A 26,424-nucleotide genomic window follows, 5' to 3' on the forward strand; every position below is an offset into this window, starting at 1 on the left:
TAAAAAATCATGCTGTAGTCTTTACAAACCACTTCCCCCACTGCTCATAGCCCATTCGTTGCAAGTTTGAATACCATGCCTTTGATAAACACGAAAAAATCAACGGTACCATGAAATAAACAATCACAGTTTCTTTTTTTCTGTTAACAGGATACCCTCAAAAGAAAAAATAAATGGATGTTCATCAGTGTGGTATCAACGACTATCGGATCCTTTTTCAGGGAAAAAGGTTGCAACGCACCTTTGCTTAAGTGTTTTCGTATTAATCTTTCTTTATAGCGCTAATGCACTGGCTTATACATTACCAGATCGGGCAAAAGCACTTTTATCTGCTGATGAGATAACACAGCTACAGCGAATAGAAACTCTGATCCACAACAGTGACTGGCAACAGTCCAGGCAGGCCATCGAACAATGGCAGCTTAACGCTGACAACAACCCTTTCCTCAAGCAAGGCCTGGCAGAATCTATGCTTGGTGAAATTGCCATGCAACTTAATGAACATCAACAAGCCAAATTAATGTTCTCAGCTGCCCGGGATAATTTCGAAAAAATCAATGAACCTGCTCTTATCGCTATGGTCGACAATGATTTAGGGCGAAATTATCGCTTTGTTGCTGAATATGATAAAGCCATTATCGCCCATCAACAGGCGCTGAAAACATTCACACACCTTAATGATCAAGCCGGTATTGCCAACCAGTATGCGAACCTTGGATTAATTTATGAATATCAGGGCCGCTATCAAGAGTCATTGTTGACCGTCGAAAAAGCCCTGAAAATTAACAAGTACCTGAATCGACAGAAAGAAATGGCAGCCAATTCATACAACATAGGCTCTATTTATCTCGATATGGGGATGGTAGATACCGCTCTCGATTACTTTCGTGACACCCTGATCATCGACCAATCTACCGGCAATCAAAAAGACATCGCCTATAGCAACATAAAACTGGCAGATGTGTATTTGAAAATGGCTAATTTGAGTGAGGCCCAGGTACATGCAAGCGAAGCTTTAAAGATATTTAACGAACTAAAAACGCCTCGGGACATTGACTGGGCGCGATTAAAAAATGCGGAGATCGGCATCGCAAAGGGTGAGTTAGCGAGTGCCAAAACTACACTGCTGGATATTTTGCAAAGCCAATATCAGGGATCGCAAAATCTCAAGAACCGAGTCAGGAAATCACTCGCTAAAATAGCGTTACAGGAGGGCGATATTGACAAAGCGAGTGAGCTGACTGACACCGTAGTCGCCTATTACCAATCACGAAACCAGACAGCGATGCTCGCTGCGCTGAATAGCATGCGCATTGAGATTAGTGTTGCCAGTGGCGACTATGCCCAGGCTTTTCAGTTACTGAACGATCTAAGAGATCATGAGAAAGAGCTTTTTAGCCGACAAAAATCATTAGAATTAGCCGCCTTTCAGGCTCGTACTGAAGCGGTTCGCCAGGCACAGACCATCGCCCTGCTGCAAAAGGATAATCAACTCAGTGAAGTCAGGGCGAAGCAGGAACAGCAGCTATACCAGTTTCTATACCTGGGTGTAATATTGATTCTTGGCTTAAGTTTTTTAAGCTGGACCCGATGGCAATCGAAAAAGCTCAACAAAAAGCTATCACGCTTGGTAAAAATCCGTACTAAGGAATTGGAAAGTGCTAACCAGGCGTTACAGGTTGCCTATAAAAGTGCCGAAGAAGCATCGGTAAAAGATAGCCTGACAGGTCTCAACAATCGCCGTTACCTGGAACAAAATCTGCCTGACGATATAAAATCGGTGCTCAGCCTGCAACAGGGTGACAATGAACAGGACCCGGATCTTTGTTGCCTGCTGTTAGACATAGATCACTTCAAACAAATTAACGATAACTATGGTCACAAAGAAGGTGACAAAATACTGATAAAAATTGCACAAATTCTTAATGAGAACGCGCGCCAGTCCGATTATAAAGTTCGCTGGGGCGGCGAAGAATTTTTGTTGGTATTAAGGTTTCAACAGCGAAAACAGGCCAAAATCATGGCAGAGCGTTTATGCCATGTTATTGAGAAAACTGAATTTTTAACCGAAGCAGGAGATCGCATTTCGGTGACATGTAGCATAGGTTTTGTCAGTTTCCCGGTATTTAAGTCACAACCAGAAAGCGTCAGTTGGTCAAAAGCCTTAGAAATTGCCGATCATTGTCTGTATGCAGCGAAACATTCAGGCCGTAATGCCTGGATGGGAGCCCATGGTAGCGATAATAAATCGATGGTGGAAATTGCCAGTGTTACCGGTCTTGAGGTTGAATCTTCGTTTTAATAAAATCAAGGGGTCAGAGTTGTTGAAAATCAACAACTCTGACCCCTTGATTTTATTAAGAAAAGACTAATTCAGGTGCTTCAACAAGGCCTGAACCGGATGCTGAAGTTTTTTATCGGTGTAACGTTTTACCTGACTGCGGCAGGAAAACCCTGTCGCTAATTGCATTTCTGCCGGGCTCTGCTTCAACGGTTGCTGCCAGCTTAATTCAAATAATCCCCGTGAGTTTTGTTTATTCTGGGTTTCATGACCGTACGTACCCGCCATACCACAACAGCCGACACTGACTGGTTCAAGTGCCAGTCCAAAATGCTTAAAAATTTGCTGCCAGTGTTTTTCCGTCTGTGCCAATGCCGTTTTCTCGGTGCAATGGGCAAATAATTTAAATGTCTCCGGATTGGAAGTGACGGGTTCTGCGGCCAGGTTATCCAGTTCCTGTAATAACCACTCATGACTGAGCTGGACGTTAAAATCACCACGTTGCTCACCTAACACCTGTACATATTCGTCTCGGTAGCAAAGTACCAAGGATGCATCCAGGCCAACCATTGGAATAGAAAGACGCTGCAATTCATTTAAAAACTCAGCCGAAGTGCTTGCTGTTTTCGCAAATTTAGCAAGAAACCCTTTAACATGTTGGGGTTTACCATTCGGTTTAAATGGCAACAGAATCGGTCGATAACCGAGGTTTCGTGCCAGGCGCATAAAGTCGGCAACCACCTGTGCGTCATAGAATGAAGTAAAGGGATCCTGGACAATCAAAACGGTCTTGGCTTTTTCTGCGTCATTGAGTTGCTCTAAGGCATAGACATCAAATTCATCGAACTGTTCGTCGCTATGGTATTGCTCCAGGGTAGGAACAGATAACAATGGTGTATCTTCATAACCCAGTACTTTCTTAGAAACCCAGGAAAACACCGGATTATCAATGCCAGCGTTCACGGTACGCGGAAACTGAGCCATGATCGGCGCCAGGGTTTCGATATGAGCGACAAAATGGTCTTTTATCGGCCTTAAATAACGGCCATAGTAATGGTCAATAAATCTCGCTCTAAAGTCAGGCACATCCACCTTTACCGGACACTGACTCGCACAGGCCTTACAGGCTAAACAACCAGACATGGCTTCCATCACCTCATGCGAGTAATCGTATTCGCCCACTTTTGCCCGTAATGTATTAGCCGTTTTTAATGCCATGGCTTTTACCGAAAAACCAGAATTACCCTGTTGTAAGGTTTCTAAATCAACGCCCTTATCCGCCAGCAATCGCAACCATTCTCGCATCAGCCCGGCCCGGCCTTTCGGCGAGTGACGCCTGTCAGCGGTAATTTTACTCGATGGACACATAGGACTTTTACTATCAAAGTTAAAGCACAGGCCATTACCGTTACAGTTCATCACCGAAGGAAAATCTTCACGGACCTGGATTGGTATCAAACGATCAAACGCACCACGTTTCTTATCATCGACACTCACCAGCTTGTCGTCACGCTCCAACGGTATGCAGATCTTCCCCGGGTTCATTTTGTTCAGGGGGTCAAACGCGGTTTTAATCTTTCTTAACTCTAAGAACAACTCATCGCCGAAAAACTCCGGGCCATACTCGCTGCGATAGCCTTTGCCGTGTTCACCCCACATTAACCCACCATATTTAGCGGTAAGGGCAACCACTTTATCGGAGATTTCCCGAAGTAAAACTTCTTGTTGCGGGTCACACATATCAAGCGCTGGACGCACGTGCAGCACGCCCGCGTCAATATGGCCAAACATGCCATAATCGAGATTGTGCTGGTCTAGCAATTCCCGGAATTCAATAATGAAATCGGCAAGGTTTTCCGGCGGTACGGCAGTATCTTCTGCAAATGCCAAGGGTTTGGCCTGCCCTTTTGCATTCCCCAATAGGCCAACCGCTTTTTTGCGCATCGCATAGAGCTTTGAAATGCTACCCAGATCATAAGTAACCTGGTAGCCAATCACCCCTTTCGCTTTTGCCTGATCACCGTTCAACGTCCGCTCAAGGTCGGTGATTTTCCGTTCTACATCGGATTGTTCAAAGCCAGTGAATTCCACCAGGTTCAATCCATCCATGACAACACCTGGCACGTCGGTGATCAAATCCTTAACGCTGTGCCAGACGATATCCTGTTTAGCTAAATTCAAAACCCTGGAATCAACGGTCTCAACACTTAACGCCTTAGCTTCAACCAAATCCGGAGAATGTCGAAGAGCTGACTCAAAGCTGTCGTATTTAATATTCACCAGGGCCCTGACGTTGGGAATTTCGGTAATATTTAGTTTTGCTACGGCGACAATCGCCAGGCTCCCTTCCGAGCCGGTGATCAAACGGCCTAAATCAAACTGAGTCAGGCTTGGATCAAAAACGTTTTCCAGATCATAACCGGTTAAAAATCGGTTCAGGCGAGGAAATTTAGCTAATATTTTATCGCGATTGTCACCACAGCTACTCAAAGCCGTTCGGTACAGCAACCCTTCTGTGGTATCGAGTGTCGCTTTAGCTTCGGCATCTTCAATCGGTAATGGCATCGTTTCCAGCAGACTACCATTTGCCAGGATGCTGGTCAGCCCAAGCACATGATCAGAAGTTTTTCCATAAACCAGCGACCCCTGCCCGGAAGCATCAGTATTGATCATGCCACCAATTGTGGCGCGATTAGACGTCGATAGATCCGGAGAAAAGAAAAATCCATGGGGCTTTAGAAACTCATTTAGCTGGTCTTTAACGACTCCCGCCTGCACCCGCACCCAGCGTTCCTGCACATTGATTTCAAGAATGCGGTTCATATAGCGGGACAAGTCGACTACAATCCCCGGCGTTAATGACTGGCCATTGGTGCCGGTACCGCCACCTCGGGCAGAGAATTGAATTTCCTGGAACTTTTCAAGATTAGCAAGAGACGTCAGTATCGAAATATCATCCACTGATTTGGGATGTAATACCGCCTGCGGTATTTGTTGATAGACGCTGTTGTCGGTGGCCACAGCCAAACGCGCACTGTATTGACAGGAAATATCACCACGATAGCCACTGGATTTAAGGGTATCGAGATACTTTTGATAAAGCGGTGAAATCAAATCGTCAATATCGAGGCGAGGTAGCATATACAACAAATCACAAGTCCTGGAGAATATGCGCCTATAATGCTAAAAATCACGTTAAAAAACAATTGATTTTAGTGGGCGAAACCAGAAATTGAACTCTGGTTTCTTAGCTGTAAGCTTCAGGCTGCAAGCGGAAAGTAATTTTGTTTTTTTATAAGTTTAAAGCGAGGCTAAAAAAAACTAATACAAATTATTCAATAAGTTGCGTTCAAATATTCAAACAGGCACGATCAGAACTATGTCTATGGGCTAAGAGTCGGGAGCAGCTGTATTGGGGAAATTACCTGGCCTTTGTCAATTCCTTGTGAAGTTCCAGGCTCAGTTCCCTGAGTTTTTCAATTCGTTCCAGGCACATATTAGAATTTGCCACTAAAGTTGCCGACAGTTCTTCCGCATCGGCTTGTAACTTAACGCCCTTTTCCGTTAAAGAAATCACTTTTTTACGCTCGTCCTCGGTCGAAATCCGACGCGTTAATAAGCCTTTACCTTCGAGTCTTTTTACTATCGGCGTTAACGTGCCTGAGTCTAAATAGGTATCTTCTGAGAGAGCCTTTAAACTTACGTGATTTTTGCACCACAGGGAGTGCATTACAATGTACTGAGGATAAGTGAGATCATAGGCCTCGAGAATCGGCCTGAACGCTCGTATTAGTGCATTGGTGGCGCTGTATAGCGTAAAACACACATTATCAGATAAGCGCTGTGACATAAGATAACTCTTGAGGACTTGGGAATCGTATTATTGCCGCAAAATAGTTTGCGCGCAAATTATTTTGCTTGCTCCTGAGTTAAAAGTGCTATAAATTAGCTCGCTAATAGTTTGCGCGCAAACATTTATGACCACTACCCTTGCTAACGAGCGTAACCCGGTCATCAGCTAAACACATTCAGAGGTTCATTATCATGAAAAGCCAACAAATCCATTTGATTTCTCGCCCTACAGGATTACCAACAGCAGATAACTTTAAGTCGGTTGAGATCACTTTACCTGCTCCTGGTCAAGGCGAGGTCCTGGTCAAGAATACCTGGATGTCCGTTGACCCATACATGCGTCCTCGAATGATCGATCGTGAATCTTACATTCCACCTTTCCAGCTCGATGAAGTACTAGAGGGTGGCGCCATCGGCGAGGTTATTGAGTCTAACAACAGCAATTTTCCGGTTGGCACCAAAGTAAGCCATCTGAGTGGCTGGCGCACCAGCTTTATTAGTGATGGTACAGATCTCACCGTATTGCCCGATATTGAGGTGCCGGAGCAACTGTTCCTGGGGACGTTAGGGATGCCAGGGCTTACCGCATGGGCAGGTTTAACGAAAGTCATTGAGCTTAAAGAATCGGATACAATCTTCGTCTCCGCCGCATCGGGCGCAGTAGGTAGCATCGTCTGCCAAATAGCAAAGTTAAAAGGTTGCAAAGTCATCGCCTCTGTTGGCTCTGACGAAAAGGCCGAGTTCGTTAAAGCACTCGGCGTTGATGCAGTGATTAATTATAAAAAGGTAGATAACCTAACCGAAGCCCTCGAGAAAGCGGCACCAGAAGGCATCGATGTTTATTTTGAAAATGTGGGTGGTGAACATTTAGAAGCCGCGCTGAACGTCATGAATGATTATGGCCGCATCCCGGTATGCGGGATGATTTCCTCATATAATGCAGACAAACCTACTCCTGGGCCGAGTAACTTATTCTTTATCAACTCAAAGAAGTTAACCGTACAAGGCTTTATCGTTATCGATTATTTTGATTGTTTTCCTGAGTTTGTTGCGCAAATGGCAAACTGGATGGCGGAAGGTAAGATTAAATCCGAAGAAACCATTTACCACGGCCTCGATAACGCCGTTGACGCATTTATCGGCCTTTTTGAAGGGAAAAACAAGGGCAAAATGTTGGTCAAACTATAACCGTCATAGATTGGCCTGAAGCCCTTAGGGTTTTGACATAACAAAAAAGAGGATCTCTTCAGATCCTCTTTTTTAATCCTGCCTTACGGCACTACTGATTGGCGAATCCGCGAATTACTTATGGGCTTCGCTTAAATATATCCAGGTGGATAACACCGAATCCGGGTTAAGCGATACGCTATCGATGCCCTGCTCCATCAACCAGGCGGCAAAATCTTCATGATCAGATGGCCCCTGGCCACAAATACCAACATATTTTCCACGTCGTTTACAGGCCTGAATAGCCATTTCCAGCAAGGCTTTAATGGCCGGATCGCGCTCATCAAACAAATGCGCCACCAGACCAGAATCACGATCCAGGCCTAAGGTTAGCTGGGTTAAATCGTTGGAGCCAATCGAAAATCCATCGAAATAATCGAGGAACTGATCTGCCAGTAAGGCGTTAGATGGCAACTCACACATCATGATCACTTTCAGACCGTTTTCACCACGCACCAGACCGTTATCAGCAAGAATATCGATTACCTGCTCTGCTTCTTTCAAGGTACGAACGAATGGGATCATAATTTCGACGTTTTCTAAGCCCATCTCATTGCGAACGCGTTTAATCGCTTCACATTCCATCGCAAAACACTCGCGGAACTCTTCGCTGATATAACGAGATGCACCACGATAACCAATCATTGGGTTTTCTTCATCCGGCTCGTAAACATCACCACCCACTAAGTTCGCATATTCGTTTGATTTGAAATCAGACATACGAACAATCACTCGCTCTGGTGCGAATGATGCTGCAAGTGTTGCAATACCTTCGGTTAATTTGCCGATGTAAAACTCACAGGGAGAATCATAGCCGGCAATGATATCTTTGATTTCATCCTGCAGGCCGCTGTCAAGCGTATCAAAATTAATCAATGCTTTAGGGTGAACACCGATCATTTTATTAATGATAAATTCAAGACGAGCCAGGCCAATACCACTGTGTGGTAATCGAGCAAAGGTAAATGCCCGGTCCGGGTTACCAACGTTCATCATAATTTTAAATGGGATCGCCGGCATATTATCAATTTCAGAGCGCTTAACTTCGAAATCCAGTTCACCATCATAGATAAAACCGGTATCACCTTCGGCACAACTTACTGTTACCTTGCTGCCGTGGGACAGTAAATCGGTGGCATTGCCGCAACCAACAACCGCAGGAATACCCATTTCACGGGCAATGATTGCCGCATGACAGGTTCGGCCACCACGATTCGTTACGATCGCAGAGGCACGTTTCATGATTGGCTCCCAGTCAGGATCCGTCATATCCGTTACCAGGACATCACCCGGTAATACTTTATCCATTTCATCAATACTGTTGAGAACTTTTACCGTACCTTTACCGATCTTATGACCGATAGCACGACCTTCACACAATACGTTGGAGTTGCCCTGTAATAAAAACTGTTCCATTACATTGCCGCTTTCACGACTGCGCACGGTTTCCGGGCGAGCCTGAACAATGTACAGCTTGCCATCGAGTCCGTCTTTGGCCCACTCAATATCCATTGGACGACCATAGTGTTTTTCGATGATCATTGCCTGTTTTGCCAACGCCTGTACTTCCGCGTCGGTAATGGAGAAACGATCAGCCTGAGCCTGTTCTACATCAATAACTTCGACCTGCTTGCCGTGACTGGTATCGTCGGTATATACCATTTTCACCAACTTAGAACCGATATTACGGCGCAGTATCGCCGGTTTTTCATTCTCTACCGAAGGCTTGAATACGTAAAATTCGTCAGGATTAACAGCGCCTTGTACCACCATTTCACCCAGGCCATAGCTGGATGTAATAAACACCACCTGGTCGAAACCAGATTCTGTATCGATACTGAACATTACCCCGGATGAGGCGATATCGGAGCGAACCATGCGCTGAATGCCCGCTGACAGGGATACGCCTTTGTGGTCATATCCTGAGTGGACACGATAAGAAATAGCTCGGTCGTTAAATAACGAGGCAAATACGTGTTTAATGGCAACCATCACGGCGTCAAAACCACGCACGTTCAAAAACGTCTCCTGCTGCCCGGCGAATGACGCATCCGGCATATCTTCCGCAGTTGCCGAAGAGCGCACCGCAAATGAGACTTCATCGCCATGCCCGGCACTTAATTTTTCGTATGCCTGAGCGATGTCATTTTGCATTTCAGGTAGAAATGGCGTATCGATAATCCACTGGCGGATTTTTGCGCCAGCTTCGGTAAGGGCCTGAATATTATCAACATCCAGACTATCTAATTCGGCATAAATTTTTTCAGTGAGACCCGACTGGTCAAGAAATTCATTGAAAGCGAAAGCGGTGGTGGCAAAGCCCGATGGTACTTGAACACCCAAAGAAGACAAATTGCTGATCATTTCCCCTAACGAGGCATTCTTGCCTCCTACGCGATCAACGTCGTTCATGTTCAGGTCTTCATACCAAAGTACATGTTCTTGCACGTTATTATTCTCCAAGAAGTATGAAACAGGATCGAAGTGACTTATAGTAAAGATAATTAAGTCGCCGGTATTCTACACAACCCTCAACTTAACTGAAACACATAATGTAAGTTTTTACAAGGAAGCACAAATGCGCGCAGCTTTTTACATTTCCGACGGTACAGCAATCACCTCTGAAGTCTTCGGTCATGCTTTATTATCGTTATTTCCGGTCGAGTTTGAACACTTTACCATCCCCTTTGTTGAGACCGCCGAAAAAGCCCAACAGGTAAAGCAGCAAATCAACCAGACTTATAAGAAATCTGGATTAAAACCCTTTGTATTTCATACCTTTGTAAATCCTGAGACGCGACAAATCATCGACAGTTGTGATGGTGTGATTTACAATTTTTTAGAACATTTTATCAGCCCGGTAGAGCAACAATTAGGTATTGGAGCAAAGCCAAAAGCGCACCGAACTCACTCGATTCATGAGAACAGTTATGACTACAGAATCGACGCCGTGAACTTTGCACTGGCAAATGATGATGGCACTCGTGTAACGGATTATGAACACGCTGACATTATTTTGGTCGGAGTATCTCGTTCAGGTAAGACCCCTTCCTGTCTTTACCTGGCCCTGCAATATGGCATTAAAGCGGCAAACTACCCATTTACCGAAGATGACATCGATGAATTACGCCTACCAGAATTTTTGCAAAAGCATAAACACAAGTTATTTGGCCTGACGATAGATGCGGATCGATTAACCGACATTCGCAATGGTCGTATGGCAAATTCGAAATACTCTTCCGCCAGGCAGTGTCGCCTCGAAGTAAGAGAAGTTGAGAAGCTCTACAAGCGAGAAAAAATTCCGTATCTGAACACCACCAAGTTTTCCGTGGAAGAAATCTCGGCAAAAATCCTGTCGGATACCGGCCTGCAACGCTACAAATATTAGATCTCGAATCCTTATCCCTATCGTTAACCTGCGTGTGCTACTAATCGTCCAATTAAAGAAACATCAGGTTAACGGTAACGCTTAATCTTACTTACATTGCCATTCGCAGTAGTTAATTTTGCACCACAAAAAGTGCATTAATCTTCGATATCCCACCACAAAATCCCGGCAAAATTGCTATAATCGCCCGCGAAAAGATTTACCGAGGATTGATCATGGCTGTACATGAAATTAAACACCCTTTAGTACAACATAAACTAGGCCTGATGCGTGCCGCTGGCATCAGTACCAAAAGTTTTCGCGAGTTATGCTCAGAAATTGGCAGCTTGCTAACCTACGAAGCGACCCGCGATTTGGCAATGGAAACCAAAGCTATCGATGGCTGGCAAGGAAATACCATCGATGTACAACACATCAAAGGCAAAAAAATGACCTTAGTGCCTATCCTGCGTGCCGGTTTGGGTATGCTTGACGGTGTGATGACATTATTGCCGAGCGCCAAAGTCAGTGTCGTTGGCCTCTATCGCGATGAAGAAACGCTCGAAGCTGTGCCTTATTTCGACAAAGTGGTTAAAGACATTGATGAACGCAGTGCGTTAATCGTTGATCCTATGCTGGCAACCGGTGGTACCTTAATCGCGACCATCGATTTATTGAAAGCCAAAGGCTGTAAAGACATTCGTGGCCTGTTTCTGGTGGCATCACCTGAAGGGATTGAAAAACTTCAGCAAGCTCACCCAGATGTCGATATCTATGTGGCTTCTGTTGATGATCATTTAAACGATCACGGTTACATCATCCCGGGACTGGGAGATGCAGGTGATAAAATCTTCGGTACCAAATAACATGACGCAACTTAAAACGCCCTTGTTGGGCTTACAAATGCTGTTCGTTGCCTTTGGCGCCCTGGTGTTGGTCCCGATTTTAACCGGACTGGACCCTAACGTAGCCCTGTTTACCGCCGGTGTTGGTACCCTGGTATTCCAGCTCGTCACCAAACGTCAGGTACCCGTGTTCTTGGCATCATCTTTCGCCTTTATCGCGCCAATTAGCTACGGCGTTGCAACCTGGGGCATCGCTGCGACTATGTCTGGCCTGGCTGCCGCCGGTTTACTCTATGTACTGTTAAGCTTACTGGTAGCGTGGCGCGGCAACGCGATTATTCACAAGCTACTGCCGCCGGTTGTAGTAGCTCCGGTCATCATGGTTATTGGTCTCAACCTGGCGCCAGTTGGTGTCAACATGGCCCTCGGTAAAACCGGTGACGGTGCTGCGCAACTGGTCGATAGTAACATTGCATTAATCATTTCCTTATCGGCGTTAGCCGTAACCTTACTGACCTCACTGCTGGGTAAAGGAATATTTAAGCTGGTTCCGATCCTGGTTGGTCTTTTAGTTGGTTACGTACTGTCTTTATACTTCGGAATCGTAAATTTTGATGCGGTGACTAGCGCTGGCTGGTTCGCCATGCCCAACTTTACTGCACCGGTTTTCCACTGGGAAGCCATTTTGTTTATTTTGCCGATTGCGATTGCGCCGGCCGTTGAACACATTGGCGATATAACCGCCATCTCCGGTGTTGCCGGTAAAGACTACCTGGAAAAGCCCGGGCTAAAACGTACCCTGATGGGAGACGGCCTGGCAACTTCGACGGCGGCAATGTTCGGTGGTCCACCGAATACGACCTATTCCGAAGTTACCGGCGCCGTGGCATTAACCAAATCGTTTAACCCGGTGATTATGACCTGGACCGCGGTATTTGCTATAGCCTTGTCGTTCCTGGAAAAAACCGGTGCGCTATTAAGTACCATCCCGGTACCGGTAATGGGCGGCATTATGGTGTTGCTGTTTGGTACCATTGCGGTCATTGGCCTGAAAACCCTGGTGGTTGCTCAGGTTGACCTGTCCAAAGGGAAAAACATGGCCATTGTTGCCGTTGCCCTGGTATTTGGCCTCGGTGGTATGCACTTTGACCTTGGCATCATGCAATTACAGGGGATCGCCCTGGCGGCGATTTCAGCGATCGTTTTGAATCTGGTCCTGCCGAAAGAAAAATAGCGAAAATTACGTTATTTCTCAGCGTATTAATCAAGGGGTCAGAGTCGTTGAAATTTCAACAACTCTGACCCCTTGATTTTTTATTTAGTTTAACAGTGACAGTACTTGTGCAAGTTTCCTTGATGTCGGATACGGGTCAGCACTCCAGCCAAGGCGAACAATGACGACATCTTGAGATGGGATCATCATCACCACTTGCGAACGATTACCGGACATCGCGTAGGCGTCGTCTGGTAGCTCTGGCCAGCGCAACTCATCACCGCCCGCATTTAACCAAAACTGATAGCCATATCGAGGATCATTGTTAGAAACGTTAGGCGATTGAGCCTTGGCTACCCAGTCTTCACTTAAAAATCTGGTGCCGTTTAATGCACCGCCATTTAACATAACTTGGCCAAGTTTTGCCCAATCCGGTGCACTTGCATAAATATAAGAGCTGCCGACTAATACACCACTTGGATCCGGCTCAAACGTCGATTGCGCCATATTTAGCGGCTCAAACCATTGCTCATATAGATAATCTATTTGCTGCTGGACGTTTCCACCTAAGGTTTCATATACCAGTCTGGACAATAGATTGGTGGTACCGGAAGAATAAGAAAAGTGCTCGCCCGGGGAATAAATTAACGGACTTTGCATCGCAATATCGGAAGCCGAATAGGTGTAAAACAACATACGGGTTGAATCACTGCCCGGTGCATAAGTCTCATCAAAATCCAGACCTGAAGACATCTGCAGTAAACTCTCTAGATCTATTTCCCGACGATCGTCCTGTTGCCACGCTTCAAACAAATTGTTTTCATTAAGTTCAAGCTGCTTTTGATGGATAAGATTTCCGACCATCATCGCGGTCACACTCTTACCCATTGACCAACCAAGATGTGGTGTGTGTTGCTCAAATCCTTCACCGGTGGCGTATGCCATGACTTTGCCGTTTTTTACGACCAATAAAGACCGGGTTTGAAAACCTTGAGCATTATCTTCAGCAACGATTGCAGCAACCTTTGCTTGTAGTTCTGTATCGATATCAGTAAGTTCACTACCTAATGGCCAGGCTTCTTCCGATGCAGCAATAGCTGCAATGTTTACGGCATCAAGCGCCTTAGTGTTACCAATATCAAGGGTACAGCCTATGCCATCCCTGAACGTTGCACTCATCGGTGATAAACCTAACAGGTTGGCATACGCTTTTTTCCGGTCATCATCATATGCCACCTCAACCAGTGCGTATGCTGGCGAGTAAGACGCCAAATCCGCCATCACCTGGTCTTCGTCCAGACCGGTAATATAACGAGCTGAGCAGGCAATTTTTGCGCCAAGGCCAGTGGCAACATCCGCCGCTGATCCGAGCGACATTGGGGATACGCCAGCAAGAGGTTTTAATAAAAGGAGTATCGCAATAAAAAGCGCGATCAATGTAAAAAAGATTGATTTGAGCCGGGCCATGAACTTCATCCTGTTGTTTTTATTTTCAGCGTCGATGGTACTCGCAGTTCCTGAAAAGCTCAAGAACAGAAAAACTAGAGGGTCGTGGCGATAAATCCGACTATAAAATTACCGTTCGCTGGCCGTTTAGCAATATCCTGTCCTCAACATGCCATCTTACTGCTCTGGCGAGTGCCGTCGCTTCTATGTCATGACCAATTTCAATCATATCCTTGACGGTAGTGGCATGATCCACCGCTTTGACTTCCTGGACAATAATCGGTCCTTCGTCGAGATCTTCGGTGACATAGTGTGCTGTCGCGCCAATGATTTTTACCCCACGGTCATAAGCCTGTTGATAGGGTTTCGCGCCTTTAAAGCCAGGTAAAAATGAGTGGTGAATGTTAATCGCCCTGCCCTGAAGCTTTGTACATAAATCATCCGAGAGAATTTGCATGTAGCGCGCCAGCACCAGTAAATCGCCATCATATTCACAAAAAAGTTGCCACAGTTTGGCTTCCTGCTGCGCTTTATAATTTTTATCAATCGGTAAATAATGAAAATCAATACCGTAAAATTCTGCCAGCTTACGGGTGTTTTGGTGATTGGAAATAATCGCGCAAATATCCGCCTTAAGGACACCAGATTGCCATTTGTTAAGCAGCAAATTCAGGCAATGGTCTTCACGACTCACCATAATGATGATTTTGGGTCGGCTTAGGGCACAGCGCAATTGATAGGTCATATTCATCGCCGCAGCAAAACCGGCAAACTCCTGTTCAAATGCCTGCTGAGATAATGAAAACTGCCGATCATCAAACTCAATGCGCATATTAAACCGTTGCTGTTCCGGATCGGCAAAGTGCCGGGCGTTAATAATAAACGCTCCATGCTGATATAGATGTCCGGTAATTTTTGCCATTACACCCAAATCATCGGGACAGGTTAGTTTAAGCAAATAACTCTTGTTAGCAGGATTTTGCGACCTTTCTTTTTCAGCAACGACCCCATCGGCGGTATCTGCCGGATTTAACGAAGTCACCTCATCCTTCGATATACTTTTTATTCCGCTATCCATTGATGAATTTGGCACGAGTCTGTTCCTGTTTTTGCTCTGTCTATATAAGAAATTTATCGGCAATAACAAAGAGATACAAAGATAAATTTTATCAAAATGTGTCAATGGGGTTATAAGCGAGGGTAAGACCTGCCAGCTAGCAGGAAGGTCTGGGGTGACTATAGGTGTCGAGTGGTGCCTAAGGCTGACAACGAAAGGCCTTAAGCTAAATTGTTTCGGTTTCAGGTTTCCGATATCTTGAACAAACTCTGGAGCCTATCTATGCCTGAGACCGGATACCTGCTAACTGATGTTTGTAGTCATCTCCTTGTAAAAGGAGATCTCTCATCAGATACGATCGTCCAAGATTTCCTGTCGTGGCTGGAAATGACGGGGGTATTAAGCAAGGCCTCTGAGGCCTGAAACCTGAGACCCGAATCCTTTCTTTTGTTAATCTCCGGCCTGGATAGCTGTCAGGGCGATGGTATAAACGATATCGTCCACTAGCGCGCCGCGTGAAAGGTCATTCACTGGTTTATTCATCCCCTGTAACATCGGGCCGATACTAACCACATCGGCAGAGCGCTGCACCGCTTTATACGTCGTGTTACCGGTATTAAGGTCCGGAAAAATAAATACCGTAGCTTTGCCGGCAACCGGGCTGTCCGGAGCTTTTTTCCTGGCCACGTTTTCCATTACTGCAGCATCGTATTGCAATGGCCCGTCAATTAACAGATCCGGGCGTTTTTGCTGGGCAAGTTTGGTTGCTTGTTTTACCTTTTCAACATCGACACCACTGCCCGATTGTCCGGTACTGTAGGAAATCATCGCCACTCTTGGTTCGATATCAAATTTCGCCGCGGAATCTGCCGATTGAATCGCTATTTCGGCGAGTTGTTCTGCCGTCGGTTCCGGGTTGATGGCACAATCCCCGTAAACGAATACCTGCTCTGGCATCAACATAAAAAACACCGAAGATACCAACGAGGTTTCTGGCGCAGTCTTGATCAGTTGCAATGCGGGCCTGATGGTATTCGCCGTGGTATGCACCGCGCCGGACACCAGGCCGTCTACCTGCCCCAATTGCAACATCATAGTACCCAGCACCACATTATCTTTTAACTCTTCGCGGGCGATAATATCGGTTAAGCCTTTGTGTTTACGCAGATTTACCATGGGGGTAACGAAATTTTCCCGAATCGAATCGGGCTCGGTAATTATGACTCCCGGTGGTAATTTAATCCCCTGTTGCTCGGCAATACGCAGAATTTCTTCCTTGTTGCCGAGAAGTTGGCAACGGGCAATATTACGCTGTGCGCAAATCGCCGCGGCCTTAATGGTTCTCACTTCATTGCCCTCGGGAAGTACAATCAATTTCTGGGCATTGCGGGCCAGTTCAGTCAGCTTAAAACGAAACGCTGGCGGCGACATCAATGCAGGCTTGCCATCTTTTTCCTGAAACTGACCGAGCCAGTCATGGTCGAGATGGTCGGCCACATACTCTTTAATTTTCTCTACCCGTTGCTGATCTTCTTCCGGCATTTCCGGGTTGTATCCCATCAAATGTCGCGATGTCTGCCAGGTATCCCAGGGCACACTTAATACTGGCAACCCGGTATCAAACGCCTGCTGGCAAAGTTCCCGTACCTTACCTTTTGGATGAATGCCGTTAGTCAGCAGCAAGGCACCCACTTTGGTGCCATTCATGGCTGATAAACAAGTGGCAATAATGATATCGGTGCGATCTCCCGGGGTTACTACCAATCGCCCGGCCGCAAGGTGACTGGTTAAGTTAGCCACGGTGCGGGCACAAAAACTGATGGAGCGTATCCGTCGGTGTTCAATATCGCCGCGATTGATAATACTCGCCTGCAAATAGTGACAAACATCTAAAACCCTGGGAGCAATGAGATCAATTTCCCAGGGGATAGCACCAATCAAATCAAAACGGCGACGGTTAAATATTTCCAGCGCCAGCCAGGGTTGAATATCAAAATCACGGTTTATGTCAGTCTCCCTTGGCAATAACCCGAATACGTCTTTATCCGGGGAATTCAGTTTATTGATAATGCATCCCAATAACCTTGGATTATCGAGGCCACCAAAGGGCTTTGCACTGACATCAATTCGATCTTCAAATTCTTCCGGTGTATCGGAATCCGGCGCGGCGACCAGAATGACTTCTGCTGACAAGGTTTGCGCGACTAACTGGTTGATACCTGCCGTATAAGGCTGTCGCGTGGTAGGGATCAGCCCTTCAATCACCAGTACATCGTGATCAAATTTTTGGCAGTTTCCGACAATTTCTTCCAGCACCACATCCTGCTGACCTTCACCAACCTGTTCTTCGACGTAAGATAACGGAATAGAATGCTGCTGCATCAACGAGGTAGATTCGGATACTTTATGCTGATTCTTCATCACACTTCGTGACGGCTGACTAATGGGTTTAAAATAACCCACATCAACACCAAGCTGTTGAAGCTTATGATAAAAGCCATAAGAAATACTGCTGAGGCCAACCCCAAAGCCGACTGGAACTAGCATGATTCGACGTGCCATTAGTTATCCTCGCTAATCAGTTGGTAGGTTTGCTCTGCAATTACCCACTCTTCGTTGGTCGGGATCACCCAGCAGTCTCGATGAGAGGATTTGGCAATGTTGCCACACTTACCGAATCGGGTATCCGTATTGGCGCTATCATCAATGGCAAAGCCCAGTAATTTCAAACGGTTCACCACTCTCTGTCGCACCAATGATGAGTTTTCGCCAATGCCACCGGTAAACACAATACCATCCAGGTTACTTAACGAGGCACTGTAACTGGCGATGGTTTTACTGATTTGATAACAAAAGATATCCATCGCCAGATCCGCCTGCTCGTTACCCTGCTCTGCAATTGCCTGTTCCAGGGTTCGACAATCATTACTTAACTGGGAAATACCTAACAAACCGCTTTCTTTGTTAAGCAGGTTGTCAATCTGTTCAATGCTATAACCCAGTTGTTTATACAAATGGAAAATGATGCCGGGATCCAGGCTACCACTGCGAGTTCCCATTACCAGGCCCTCGAGCGGCGTCAGCCCCATCGAGGTATCGACACATTTCCCTCCGGCAATCGCGGCTACCGAGCAGCCATTACCAAGGTGAGCTGTAATGACATTAATGTCATCGACTGGACTGTCGGTCAGTTCGGCAAACCGTTTTGCAACAAAATAGTGACTGGTGCCATGAAAGCCATACCGACGAATACTGTGTTGCGAATAAAGCTCAAAGGGTAAGCCATAAAGATAGGCCACTTTATCCATGGTTTGATGAAAGGCGGTATCAAATACTGCTACCTGTGGGAGATGACTAAATGCCTGCCGCGAAGCCCTTATTCCCACCAGGTTTACCGGATTATGCAAGGGTGCCAGTGCCGCCAGCGCTTCGATTGTGCGCTCAACAACGTCGCTAATTAATTCCGGTTTGCTGTATTGCTCACCACCATGAACGACACGATGGCCAATGGCCAGCAACCGTTGTTCGCACTTGTGTTGGTACAGGAAAGACACTAACTGCGATAACGCCGTTTGGTGATCGTAGGGTTCGACCAGGGCGGTCGTTTCTTTATTGCCATCGAGTTTGATGGTGATCGAGGCCTCGCTACTAAGCAAGCGTTCTGCAAGGCCAGTAAGAATCGTCTGCCCCGATTGGGGCATGATTAGCGAGAACTTTAATGATGAACTGCCGCAATTAATGACCAGGACACAATCTTTTGTCATTTCTGCTACCCGTGTGTTGGCTGTTAATGAAGTTGTTTCATATACCAATCAACATTGATATGGGATCTATTCAGAATGTCAGCCGAGGCAATTTTGCAAGGCGTCGTTATTTAGGAATGGTTATTCCATTTCAAATAGCGACAACGCCGTAAAAATGTCTCTCGGACATTCCCGAATGGGCGAATATGACGATACAATAACGATATTTATCTGATTCGATATCAATATATTTCGAGAAATTAATCGCTAATTTTTTTACGGTTTTAATATTCGCTGAATGATCAGTCATCATTGCTGATTGGTATTAGTATAGGTGGCACCAGACCTTTAGTAATTGATTTGCCTCAAACATTTACACAAACAGTGTCAAAAATCCGCAGCCAATATCAATTAAGCAACGGGTGATACAAAGCCACTGGGCTTAATGGCGATCACCGATTGATGCAGTTGCAAGAGAATGTTTTCGGCTGTATTGCCCATGATAAAGCCGGCAATGCCGGTTCTGGCAACCGTTCCCATCACTACCAAAGACGCGTCTATGTGCCTGGCATATTCGGCGATTTTTTTGCGTGGAGCACCCTTTAGTGAAATCACTTTGGGTTTAATATATTGTTCAACATCTTCGCCAAGCAGCTTATAGGCATGGGCAAGCATACGGTTTAACGACTCATCGTGCTGGTGTTTGAGGTCATCGACATACTTATCTACGTCTTGCTCCGCCATGCCGACCAGCGGCCCTCGCATGCCACTTTCGTATTCAGCATGCCATACGGACAACAAGTGTAACTCGGCACCTTCCGCCAGGGCGATGGAAACGGCAATTTCAATTACCTTGAGGTTTAAATCCTGCCGGGTCTGCAACTCCTGATCGGGATAATTTTCGCTGGCATCTACGGTGGCAAGTACAATCTTCGGCTTTTGTCTGTCCATATCCTGGGCAAAATCCTGTTGCACCAGCCAAACCGGGATCGGGCACTTGCGCATTAAGCGCATGTCTGCACTGCCAAAGACACGATTTAACAAGCCTTCGTTATCGGCAGCCTTGACGACCAGATCATAGTTCCCGGCTCTTGCCTCTTTAATGACTTCAATAAACGGCATGCCAAGCAATAACTTATGATCTATTTTTACATCCTCGGTAAATTCACTGACGCTGGTGAGTAACTCACGGTGTGATGCCATCATCGATTGATAAAGTTCCGAATCTTCCAGGTCGGTCGACATTAAAGCTTCGGTATTAAGAATACTCTCGAGCACAGTTACTATGGTCAGACTGGCCTGAGCATTTTTTGCCATGTTCAGGGCTTCAGTCAGCGCCTGGCGATTATCGTTTTCTTTGCTGTATATAAACAGAAGTTTGCTGGGAAGCCACACGAGCGAATTATCCTTGTTGTTGCAACTCACCTAATGATATATCGATATAACATGCGATGCCAATCCTGTTCATTTTATCGCCAACCATTGATTAAAAAGGCTACCAAAGAGTTACGCGTAACCGCTCGCGTAATTAGTTATCGGTTGTTGAGAAGTGCGTGTAACTGGGCCCTGGAGCCAATATTAAGCTTCTGGTAGATTCGGTATAGATGGTTTGACACCGTTGAGGGTGATAAAGTTAAATGTTGTGCCGCCTGTTTGAACGTCATGCCCTTATTGATTGCATCAACGACCTGTTTTTCCCGACTGGAGAGGATATCCAAGGGGCCATTGGGCCAGATTTCCAGCAGATAGAGTTCATTAAACTGCCGGACCTTAAGCTGTATTTTTTCTCCGGATGGATTCGCTTTCACCTTTTGATTTGAATCAATAAGATGGTTAAAAACCTGTAGTAACGGTTCGGGCAGGCGATCAAAAGTCTGATCGGGAAAATGCCGCTCAAGTAAATCCAACAAGCTTGACTGAGCCTGGTGAAAATAGCCTTTTGCATCACAAATCCCAAGATGAGTATGTGCCTCATTACCCGCTTGCCGCTCGAGCGTCATAAACAAGGCATGCTCAGCGCTTTTTAATAAGTGGTACAAAAGATTCGACTGAATCGCTTTTTCTTGTTGCGTAAATGGCTTGCTGCGGTCAAAACGATACAGGGTTAACAAAGTGAACAGGCCACTTCGCTCATCCAAGTGAATCGATGCGAGAATACGTTCAATTCCCATCGGCTGAAAACATTTTTGGTAGATTTCGGACTGGTAAAACTCATCGTCACCCAGTAAGTCGCGCATATCAATCGGCTGGCCCAAATTAGTTAATAGCACATCTGCCATCGGGTTTATCGATAAATGCGTTAATAGCAATTCGCCCAACTCATCAGCGACATTAAATAGTGTATGGTTGTGGAACGTTAGTGTCTGTTGGTGGCCATTACTCCAGATTGCACCATCAAAATCGATCACGCTTTGCAATTGTGCCAACGCCCAATGCCTGAATTCCTGTAACTCAATCCGACTCGTGGCTGTGTATAGCTGCGAGATAAGGTGTTGTATTGCGTCGTTAGCTGGTGTTAAAAAAAGATTGTTTTTCATAGAGTCACTGATGGGCATTAGGCAATTTTTACTATAGCGCTCTTGCACACATTGGTTAAGATGAAGTTATACCAATCACATTAAATTATTGCTCACTCAGTAAGAATTTAAAGGCGTTTAGACAAGGCTTTGATTGCAGAGAATGGTTATTCCGTTATCTCAAAATCAACCAAAATCAGTAACGCAGGATAAACGCCTTTAAAACTCACCCGTAGGGAGTTTATCAGAGGCCCATTTACGGCCCTATATTTCATGAATATAGAATGACTATATCAATAAAATCTATGTTGTAAATGAACCTCTGCTCTAACTCTGAGTTGTGCACAAACTTAATGTGATTGGTATTAATGGCATTATCTCTGCCCGCGTCAAACCGTGCAAGGGACAGAAAATAATAAAGAGAAGACGATGGAATCTAAGACCTATGCAATCATCATTGGCGCTGGGATAGCGGGTCTCACCTGCGCTCTGGAGTTAGCGCGTCAGGGAAAAACCGTACATATCATTGACGCCCAGGATGAATCTCAGGTGGGAGGCCTGGCAAGATGGGCATTTGGTGGCATGGCACTGGTGGGGACACCCGAACAAAAGCGCAATGGCATCAAAGATACACCACAAATTGCGTTGAAAGACTGGCATTCTTTTGCCAACTTTTCCGAGCAGGACGAGTACCCAAAGCAATGGGCAGAATTCTATGTCAATCACTGCTATCAAGACGTATATTGCTATTTAAAAGAACTTGGCATCAAATTTTTACCGGCGGTAAACTGGGTCGAACGAGGCTTATTTTCGCCCGGTAATTCCCTGCCTCGCTATCATGTCATATGGGGAACATCACTGGAATTAGTTAAGCTGGTATTAAAGGCATTAAAACCATTTCAGGACAGTCAACAAGTAACCTTTGAATTTGATTGCAAAGCACTGCAGCTAATAGAAGACGATGGCAAAATCGTTGGCTGTACGGTGCAAAAGCAAGGCCAGAACCTACGGGAGTTGTTTAGTGCCAATGTCGTTGTCGCAACTGGCGGATTTACCGGCAATTTACAGAAAGTCCGGGGAAACTGGCCTAAGCATTGGTCCCCTGCTCCCAATAATTTGCTTAACGGTACCCACCCTAGCAGTGACGGTGCAATGCATGATGAAATTGCCCGTCACGGTGGACGATTAACCCATCTCGATAAAATGTGGAATTATGCCGCCGGCATTCCTCATCCCACGCCCCACTTTGAAGGTCATGGATTAAGCTTAATTCCCTGTAAATCGGCGTTATGGCTGGATTATCAGGGCCGGCGAATAGGCCCGGACCCGCTCGTAACGGGCTTTGATACCAACTATCTTTGCCAGCGAATGGCAGACCAGGAAAAAGGTTATGCCTGGCATGTACTGAACTGGAAAATCGCCAGTAAAGAGTTCGCCGTATCCGGTGCCGAGCACAATGTTATGATCCGCGATAAAAAGTTTCTGACATTTGTAAAAGAAACCGTATTCGGTAATCATCGTTTTATCAACGAGATGGCAAACACCAGTGATCATTTTATCGTTGCTGACACTGTCGCGCAGCTGTGTGAGAAAATGAATGCGCTGACCGGTGAGCAAGATCTCGATTTAGCGGTGTTGCAGCAGACACTGGATGACTATGATGAGGTTCTGGCAAGGCCAGAAAGCCAATGGAATGACGATCAGATACGCCATATAGAACATGCAAGAAAGTGGAAGGCCGATAAACTGCGAACCTGCAAGCCGCATCCGATCCAGGCTAAAAAACATGGGCCGCTGATCGCCATTAAAGTCGCCTTGATCTCAAGAAAAAGCCTTGGCGGTATTCAGACCAACCTGAATTCACAGGTAATGGCTGACTCCAAACAGGCGATCAACGGTTTATACGCTATTGGTGAAGCGGCGGGCTTTGGCGGTGGTGGCGCAAGCGGTGCAAGGTCGTTAGAAGGAACTTTCCTTTCCGGCTGTATTCTAACCGCACAACAAGCCGCGCGTGCGATTGCAACAAACGAATAATAATTAATAGGATTTACAATGAAGAAAACAGGTGCCTGGTTAGCAAGATATGCCATGGAACAGGTTGGCGTTAAATACACGTTCGGGATCCCCGGTGTTCACAATACCGAGTTATATGACGAGCTTAATAATTCAGAGCAAATCACTCCCTATCTGGTAACCCATGAAGCCCATGGTGGCTTTATGGCCGATGCGATTTCAAGAACCACAGACAGTATTGGTTCTATGCTCATTGTTCCGGCTGCAGGTATTACCCATGCGGCAAGTGGTATCGCTGAAGCTTACCTGGATGGTATTCCTATGCTAGTCATCTCTGGCGGCATTCGTAACGATTCGAAATTTGATTACCAGTTACATCAGCTGGATCAACAAAAACTGGTCGCCGGTTTTACCAAGGCTCAGTTTAAGGTTGAAAGTCATGATCAGATCATTGATACCATTTACCAAGCTTATGATATCGCCACCCAAGGCGAACCCGGCCCGGTATTTGTTGAAATTCCGGTTAATCTGCAACTGGATAAAGCCGAGATATCAGCCTTACATTCTTACGTGAAGCCGCCGCAAGCTGTTTTGAGTGACGAGACTATGGCACAGATAGAACAGGCGGCACAAAACCTACTTCAGGCAAAAAAACCGGTTATTTTTGCCGGTTGGGGTGCTGTCGGCGCATTCAAAGAATTAATCACCATTGCCGAACATATTGGCGCTCCGGTTTCGACCAGTTTACAGGGTATCAGTGCATTTCCCGCCAATCATGCTTTACATGCTGGCTTTTGTTTCGGACCAGCCGCCGCCGATGCGCCGCAGCAGGCGTTTGCCAACGCCGACTGTGTATTGGCAATTGGCACCCGGTTTGCCGAAATAGCCACCGGTAGTTTTGGCGGCAAATTACCCGATAACCTGATTCATATTGATATCAATCCTGAAGTGTTTGCCAAGAACTTTACCACCGAAATCGCTATCCAGGGTGATGCGCAGCTGGTTTGTAATGCCCTGGTCAGTGAGCTCGTTGCTAAAGGCAATGCAACGGACTTTTCCGCAACGGCTGAGCAGATATCGGCCAATAAATCCGCCTACCGCAAACGCTGGTATGAACATGATAGCGAAGACAGGGTTAACCCTGCCCTGTTTTTTGATGAACTACGGGCGCAACTAAACGATGATGCCAATATCGTTGTCGATGATGGTAATCACACCTTCTTGTCGGCGGAGTTAATGCCGGTTCATAAGGCGCGCGGCTTTATTTCCCCTACCGATTTTAACTGTATGGGATATGCAACACCGGCGGCTATTGCGACGGCATTTGCTCACCAGGATCAGGAAACCGTCGCCATTGTCGGCGATGGCGCGTTTATGATGACCTGTATGGAACTGGCCACTGCGGTTAATCATGAAATCGGCGTGGTCATTGCCGTTTTCAATGATGGCGAGTTATCGCAAATATCACAGGCACAACAAATACCCTACAACCGTAAGACCTGCACGGTGCTGCCGCAAACTAAGTTACAGGGTATAGCCATAGCAACTGGGGCAGATTATGTGCGGGTTGAAAACAATGATGATATTAAGGTTGCGTTACAGGAGGCGCGACAACTTGCCAGCCAAAACCGCCCGGTGATCCTGGACGTTAACATTGATTATTCAAAACCCACCGCTTTTACCCAGGGGATTGTTAAAACCAACTTAAAACGCATGCCGTTAAGCACCAAAGTACGGATGATCGGTCGTGCGATTTACCGAAAGCTCACCGATTAACTAGCATTTAATTCATGCAACGCAAATAAAGGCTAACAAAAGTTAGCCTTTTTTATTTTTAAATCCTCAAGTAACAAAAGTAACTACAAAAACATTCTCTCACCCAATCCCAAAACCCGCGACACCCTTCGACACCTTTAGGCACCCTTAGTCACCCTTTTCCTAGTTTCTCGTTTCTAAAAAACGCTTGCTTTTTATTCAAAACACGAATACTGTACATACATACAGCATTTTTACTTACAAGGAAATGGACATGATTAATGCAGCAAAAAACATCAACAAGGCAAGTGCAGAAATCCATAACAATACGGCGTTGGCGCCAGCGACAAGGTCACAACCTCCAGCCACGAATGTTGTGCCATTTCCTATCGGCCAATTTAACAAAGGCCTGAAACGTTCTCTGCTACACACCTGGAAAGAGGTTTACCAACAAAGATTGATTCGTCACAGCAAGAAAAAATGGGTGATGGTGATCAATGCAAATAAAGCCCAACTTCAGGCATTGTCGATTTTGCCAAATACTGACCATTTACTTGCGGTAAACCCGAAAAAAGATTTGCCGTTTGCGACGTTATTGCTAACGCTAAAAAGTGGAAATTGCTCAACATTAATCATGGCTAATTGCCAATTTAGTGCGCAACAAATGCAATTATTGAAAATCGAGGCTGATAAAAATAGTTGTTGTTGCATCTTAATTTCAAAGGAAAAGCAATCCGTGAAATCGGTTCACTAGGGCCTGTTAATCTCTACTGGCCAATTATTGCTCAACAGGAGGGTGTGAAATGAATTAGCCAGATAATAACGAACAACAGACCGTAATCAGCGGATAATTAAATTACTCGAATCGCAGCCTTTAACCCGATTTTCACAACTGTTAATTGAACCATCTAGGTGACTGATATTTCGCAATAACTTTTTACATCTTTGCCGTTGTGATGAAATACAAATACGGTACTCTTAAATGGCATTAACGGAACTGATGTATTTACCAAGAGACTAACTTGTTGATGAAAGTTTGAATCGCCACTAGTTCCCTAGACACCTCTAAGTTAGATAAAATGACTAAAAAGAGAGGTGCATATGAGCGG

General features: G+C 45.7%; 17 protein-coding genes. 8 read left to right on the forward strand and 9 right to left on the reverse strand.

The genetic code is table 11. The features are described 5' to 3' along the window. Window positions 1-187: 187 nt before the first annotated feature. Window positions 188-2,302 carry a GGDEF domain-containing protein gene (locus tag E8M12_RS14130; protein ID WP_136736913.1) on the forward strand — a complete coding sequence of 705 codons (2,115 nt, stop codon included), beginning with the start codon at window positions 188-190 and terminating at the stop codon, window positions 2,300-2,302. A 66-nt stretch (window positions 2,303-2,368) separates the two neighbouring features. Here E8M12_RS14130 and ydiJ read toward each other — a convergent pair whose 3' ends face one another. Beyond that, on the reverse strand, window positions 2,369-5,422 hold the full coding sequence (ydiJ, locus tag E8M12_RS14135) for a D-2-hydroxyglutarate dehydrogenase YdiJ (protein WP_136736931.1): 3,054 nt from the start codon (window positions 5,420-5,422) through the stop codon (window positions 2,369-2,371). 280 nt (window positions 5,423-5,702) lie between these two features. Next, window positions 5,703-6,131, reverse strand: coding sequence for a MarR family winged helix-turn-helix transcriptional regulator (locus E8M12_RS14140; RefSeq protein ID WP_136736914.1), 429 nt, complete (start codon window positions 6,129-6,131; stop codon window positions 5,703-5,705). Between the two features lie 194 nt (window positions 6,132-6,325). Between E8M12_RS14140 and E8M12_RS14145 the strand changes: the two genes are divergently transcribed. Then, entirely contained in the window at window positions 6,326-7,321 is a 996-nt protein-coding gene (locus tag E8M12_RS14145) for an NADP-dependent oxidoreductase (RefSeq protein WP_136736915.1), read from the forward strand. 114 nt (window positions 7,322-7,435) lie between these two features. Here the strand turns inward: E8M12_RS14145 and ppsA are convergent, their stop codons facing one another. Further along, on the reverse strand, window positions 7,436-9,808 hold the full coding sequence (ppsA, locus tag E8M12_RS14150) for a phosphoenolpyruvate synthase (protein ID WP_136736916.1): 2,373 nt from the start codon (window positions 9,806-9,808) through the stop codon (window positions 7,436-7,438). A 130-nt stretch (window positions 9,809-9,938) separates the two neighbouring features. On the opposite strand from ppsA, the gene ppsR reads away from it, so the two are divergent. The 3 genes from ppsR (at window position 9,939) to E8M12_RS14165 (ending at window position 12,806) form a co-directional block, all read left to right on the forward strand. After that, window positions 9,939-10,748: a posphoenolpyruvate synthetase regulatory kinase/phosphorylase PpsR gene (gene ppsR, locus E8M12_RS14155; RefSeq protein ID WP_136736917.1), complete on the forward strand. Its 810-nt coding sequence runs from the start codon at window positions 9,939-9,941 to the stop codon at window positions 10,746-10,748. 215 nt (window positions 10,749-10,963) lie between these two features. After that, window positions 10,964-11,593: a uracil phosphoribosyltransferase gene (upp, locus tag E8M12_RS14160; protein ID WP_136736918.1), complete on the forward strand. Its 630-nt coding sequence runs from the start codon at window positions 10,964-10,966 to the stop codon at window positions 11,591-11,593. A gap of 1 nt (window position 11,594) precedes the next feature. Continuing rightward, window positions 11,595-12,806: a uracil-xanthine permease family protein gene (locus E8M12_RS14165; RefSeq protein ID WP_136736919.1), complete on the forward strand. Its 1,212-nt coding sequence runs from the start codon at window positions 11,595-11,597 to the stop codon at window positions 12,804-12,806. Window positions 12,807-12,890: 84 nt separating this feature from the next. Here E8M12_RS14165 and E8M12_RS14170 read toward each other — a convergent pair whose 3' ends face one another. The 6 genes from E8M12_RS14170 to E8M12_RS14195 all read right to left on the reverse strand — a co-directional run bounded on the left by E8M12_RS14170 (window position 12,891) and on the right by E8M12_RS14195 (window position 21,568). After that, window positions 12,891-14,162, reverse strand: coding sequence for a serine hydrolase domain-containing protein (locus E8M12_RS14170; protein WP_211245051.1), 1,272 nt, complete (start codon window positions 14,160-14,162; stop codon window positions 12,891-12,893). Between the two features lie 190 nt (window positions 14,163-14,352). Beyond that, entirely contained in the window at window positions 14,353-15,324 is a 972-nt protein-coding gene (purU, locus tag E8M12_RS14175; RefSeq protein WP_246034160.1) for a formyltetrahydrofolate deformylase, read from the reverse strand. A 414-nt stretch (window positions 15,325-15,738) separates the two neighbouring features. Further along, window positions 15,739-17,850: a phosphate acetyltransferase gene (gene pta / locus E8M12_RS14180; protein WP_136736921.1), complete on the reverse strand. Its 2,112-nt coding sequence runs from the start codon at window positions 17,848-17,850 to the stop codon at window positions 15,739-15,741. Further along, entirely contained in the window at window positions 17,850-19,052 is a 1,203-nt protein-coding gene (locus E8M12_RS14185) for an acetate kinase (RefSeq protein ID WP_136736922.1), read from the reverse strand. The genes pta and E8M12_RS14185 overlap by 1 nt, the downstream gene beginning before the upstream one ends. A gap of 390 nt (window positions 19,053-19,442) precedes the next feature. After that, window positions 19,443-20,426, reverse strand: a complete 984-nt coding sequence (locus E8M12_RS14190; RefSeq protein ID WP_169303148.1) for a universal stress protein — start codon at window positions 20,424-20,426, stop codon at window positions 19,443-19,445. Between the two features lie 137 nt (window positions 20,427-20,563). Continuing rightward, window positions 20,564-21,568, reverse strand: a complete 1,005-nt coding sequence (locus E8M12_RS14195; protein ID WP_169303149.1) for a response regulator transcription factor — start codon at window positions 21,566-21,568, stop codon at window positions 20,564-20,566. A gap of 408 nt (window positions 21,569-21,976) precedes the next feature. Here E8M12_RS14195 and E8M12_RS14200 point away from each other — a divergent pair, with 408 nt between their 5' ends. The 3 genes from E8M12_RS14200 to E8M12_RS14210 all read left to right on the forward strand — a co-directional run bounded on the left by E8M12_RS14200 (window position 21,977) and on the right by E8M12_RS14210 (window position 26,069). After that, the gene (locus E8M12_RS14200) at window positions 21,977-23,581 is read left to right on the forward strand and encodes an FAD-binding dehydrogenase (RefSeq protein WP_136736925.1); all 1,605 of its coding nucleotides are present in this window, start codon (window positions 21,977-21,979) and stop codon (window positions 23,579-23,581) included. 18 nt (window positions 23,582-23,599) lie between these two features. Continuing rightward, window positions 23,600-25,336 carry a thiamine pyrophosphate-binding protein gene (locus E8M12_RS14205; protein WP_136736926.1) on the forward strand — a complete coding sequence of 579 codons (1,737 nt, stop codon included), beginning with the start codon at window positions 23,600-23,602 and terminating at the stop codon, window positions 25,334-25,336. Between the two features lie 253 nt (window positions 25,337-25,589). Continuing rightward, on the forward strand, window positions 25,590-26,069 hold the full coding sequence (locus tag E8M12_RS14210; RefSeq protein ID WP_136736927.1) for a hypothetical protein: 480 nt from the start codon (window positions 25,590-25,592) through the stop codon (window positions 26,067-26,069). The last annotated feature ends 355 nt before the right edge of the window (window positions 26,070-26,424 follow it).

This window comes from Thalassotalea mangrovi, assembly GCF_005116735.1.
GTDB classification, from domain to species: domain Bacteria; phylum Pseudomonadota; class Gammaproteobacteria; order Enterobacterales; family Alteromonadaceae; genus Thalassotalea_A; species Thalassotalea_A mangrovi.

Bases quoted from the DNA above. Each gene is read 5' to 3' on its own strand.
- ydiJ (WP_136736931.1), bottom strand. From the start codon at position 5,422: ATGCTACCTCGCCTCGATATTGACGATTTGATTTCACCGCTTTATCAA.
- E8M12_RS14140 (WP_136736914.1), bottom strand. From the start codon at position 6,131: ATGTCACAGCGCTTATCTGATAATGTGTGTTTTACGCTATACAGCGCC.
- E8M12_RS14145 (WP_136736915.1), top strand. From the start codon at position 6,326: ATGAAAAGCCAACAAATCCATTTGATTTCTCGCCCTACAGGATTACCA.
- ppsR (WP_136736917.1), top strand. From the start codon at position 9,939: ATGCGCGCAGCTTTTTACATTTCCGACGGTACAGCAATCACCTCTGAA.
- upp (WP_136736918.1), top strand. From the start codon at position 10,964: ATGGCTGTACATGAAATTAAACACCCTTTAGTACAACATAAACTAGGC.
- E8M12_RS14165 (WP_136736919.1), top strand. From the start codon at position 11,595: ATGACGCAACTTAAAACGCCCTTGTTGGGCTTACAAATGCTGTTCGTT.
- E8M12_RS14170 (WP_211245051.1), bottom strand. From the start codon at position 14,162: ATGTCGCTCGGATCAGCGGCGGATGTTGCCACTGGCCTTGGCGCAAAA.
- pta (WP_136736921.1), bottom strand. From the start codon at position 17,850: ATGGCACGTCGAATCATGCTAGTTCCAGTCGGCTTTGGGGTTGGCCTC.
- E8M12_RS14185 (WP_136736922.1), bottom strand. From the start codon at position 19,052: ATGACAAAAGATTGTGTCCTGGTCATTAATTGCGGCAGTTCATCATTA.
- E8M12_RS14195 (WP_169303149.1), bottom strand. From the start codon at position 21,568: ATGAAAAACAATCTTTTTTTAACACCAGCTAACGACGCAATACAACAC.
- E8M12_RS14200 (WP_136736925.1), top strand. From the start codon at position 21,977: ATGGAATCTAAGACCTATGCAATCATCATTGGCGCTGGGATAGCGGGT.
- E8M12_RS14205 (WP_136736926.1), top strand. From the start codon at position 23,600: ATGAAGAAAACAGGTGCCTGGTTAGCAAGATATGCCATGGAACAGGTT.
- E8M12_RS14210 (WP_136736927.1), top strand. From the start codon at position 25,590: ATGATTAATGCAGCAAAAAACATCAACAAGGCAAGTGCAGAAATCCAT.